The organism is Neolewinella lacunae (genome assembly GCF_014349155.1).
In the GTDB taxonomy this organism is placed as follows: Bacteria; Bacteroidota; Bacteroidia; order Chitinophagales; family Saprospiraceae; genus Neolewinella; species Neolewinella lacunae.
The window spans coordinates 1-2886 of the sequence record NZ_JACSIT010000044.1; the positions used below are offsets into that span (position 1 = coordinate 1).

The 2886-nt window shown below is 64.1% G+C and carries 1 protein-coding gene; it reads left to right on the forward strand.

Annotated features, from left to right (window positions below):
• Positions 1-2886 (forward strand): T9SS type B sorting domain-containing protein (locus H9S92_RS02215; protein WP_187465097.1); only part of this gene is annotated, 2886 nt, incomplete at its 5' end.

Sequence of the window (2886 nt, forward strand, 5' to 3'; positions counted from 1 at the left end):
GCGCCGGTCGTCAGCTGCGGCACGCCCGAGGAGTTGGAATCCATCACCTTCAACTGGGATCCGGTAGTGGGGGCGACGGGCTATGAGCTGGACTTCAGTGACGGCAACTCCGCCACCCTGACGGCCGCCGAGACGAGCTTCACCGTCAGTGGCCTCGATCCGGGGACTACCCTGACGATTTCCATCTACGCCACGGGCACCGGCCCCTGCCCTGACGGCCCAACCACGACGCTGGAGTGCAGCACCGCCCCTTGTCCGCCCGGACTGGCCATGGCTACCACGCCCGACACCGAGTTCTGCAACGGACAAGACACTGACCTGCTGCCCCTCTCCGCCACGCTGACCGCCGGCACGCCACAGGGCTCCTTCACCTGGAGCGGCCCCGGCGTGGTGGTCAATAACGGCAACTTCTTCTTCGATCCCACCGCCGTTGGCCCGGGGGTACACGTCCTGACGGTGGCCTACGACGGCCCTTCCATTTGCGACTCCCAGGACGAAGTCACGATGACCATCTTCGGGTTGCCTCTGGCAGGCCTGGATCCTACGCCAGCCCAGGTTTGTGCCGGCACCGCCATTGACGTCTCGCTGGCCGACCCCGTGGATGCGGGCACGACCTACGTCTGGGACTGGGACGGCGGCATCCCCACCGATCTCGGCAACCAGACCTACTCCGTCCGCTGGGACACTCCCGGCACCAAGACCGTCACCATCACCGCTACGGCGGAGTGTACGGTGAGCAACCAGTTTACCATTGAGGTGACGCCTACGCTGGCGGCTCCCGTGCCCTTCTGCGCGCGGCAGGACCTCGACGGTGTCCTTTTTGAATGGCCGCTGGTGCCCGAGGCCATCCTCGGCTACCAGGTGAGCGTCAACGGCGGGCCCTTCGGGGCTACGCAGGCGGAGAACAGCTTCTTCATTGGCGGCCTCGGCTTCGGAGAGACGGTGTCGATCCGTGTGCGGTCCGTCCGGAGCGGGACGACTTGCGACCTGAGCCCGGCCAGCGCAGACGTGGCTTGCAGTGCCCGGCTTTGCCCCCAAGTGACCTTTGCACCTGCGGCCGCGCAAACCGAGTTCTGCGCCGACGCCACCACCCGCGTCACCTTGATGGCCAATTTGAGCGGCGCGGACGGCTCCGGCGTCACTACCTGGACCGGTCCCGGCGTGATCGCCAACAACGACGGCAGCTTCAGTTTTGACCCTTCCGTGGCGGGCATCGGACAGCATTTGTTGCGCGTCAGCTACGTCCAGGAGGCGCTGTGCAGCTACGAAGACGTGCTGCTGGTGGAGGTCTTTGCACTGCCCGCAGCTGATTTTTCTGTCTCCGACGACCTGATTTGTGCGGCTACAAATACGGCTCTGGCCGTCCTCGGCACGGTCGATCCACAGGCCACCTACACCTGGGATTTTGCCGGCGCGGCGGTCACCGACAACGGCAACCAACGCTACGATCTGCGCTGGCCGCTGGCTGGTACCTACGCGGTTAGCCTGACCGTGACGGCCAACGGTTGCGCGACGACGACCAGCCAAATGGTCACCGTAGAAATGCCCGTCTCGGCCGGCACCGCCGCCCAGGACGCCCTGGAACGCTGCGTGGGCACGACGGAAATGGTCGACCTGAGCAGCCGTTTGACCGGTGCTGACGCTGGTGGGGTGTGGTCCGTAGTGACAGGCAGCGGCGTGCCCAACGGCAGCCTGGATCCGGCCACCGGGCAGTTCAACCCAGCGGGACTGGCACCCGGAAACTACCGTTTCGCTTACACGGTGGAGGGGGGCAGTTGTCCCGACGCCACGGCGGAAGTGAGCCTGCGCCTCCTCGCCGCACCCGTGGCGAACGCGGGGCAGGGCCAGACCCTGACCTGCAACACGGGCATGGTAACGCTCAACGGCAGCGCTTCCGAAATGGGTCCGGGCTACACCTACCTGTGGACCAGCGCCGACCCCAACGTGGTGATTATGGACGCCGATCAGTTGCTGATTGACGTTGGCCAGCCGGGCGTGTACCGCCTGGAAGTGACCAACGCCATTGGTTGCAGCGCCTTCAGCGAAGTGACCGTGGATTCCGAGACCGAAGCACCGGTGATGGAGGTGGAAATCAGCCAGATTTCCTGTTTCCAGGCCGACGACGGAGCGATTCTGGTGACGGGCGTCAACGGTGGCCGGCCTCCCTACCGCTTCCTGCTCAACGGTGAAGAGCGCGGGCAGACGACCCTCTTTGGTGGTCTGATGCCCCAGCAGTACGACCTGCAGGTGATCGACGCCAACGGCTGTTTCAGCAACATTTTGCTGGACCTGACGCAGCCAGAGGAACTGACCATCCGCCTGCGTTTCCCCGGCGATAGTGCTTCGGTCAACTACGGCGAAGAGATCTTCATCACCGCCAGCATCAACGGTGGCAACGCCATCGATACCCTGCTCTGGCAGCCCGACAGCCTGAAAACCGACGGGGAAACCGCCGGTATTTCCTTCGTGGCCCGCGAGACCCAGATGATTTCCGTCACCGTGGTCGATGAACTCGGCTGCCGGGCGACCGACCGGCAGATGCTGCTGGTCCGCAAAGACCGGCCGGTGTACTTCCCGACGGCCTTCAGCCCCAACGGCGACAACATCAACGACATCTTCTTCATCAACGGCGACCTCGATGAGGTGGAGTCCATTCAGGACTTCGCCATCTACGACCGTTGGGGCGAAGCGGTATTTACGGCCAACCTGGCCCCGACGGCTGATGGATCTTTGGGAGGCTTCCTGCCCAACGACCCGGCTTTCGGCTGGGATGGTTTCCACAAGGGAAGGGTGATGAATCCGCAGGTCTTTGTGTACTCCGCTACCGTCCGTTTCCGCGACGGGGAGACGGTGGTGTATAAGGGGGACTTTGTTTTGTTGCGGTAG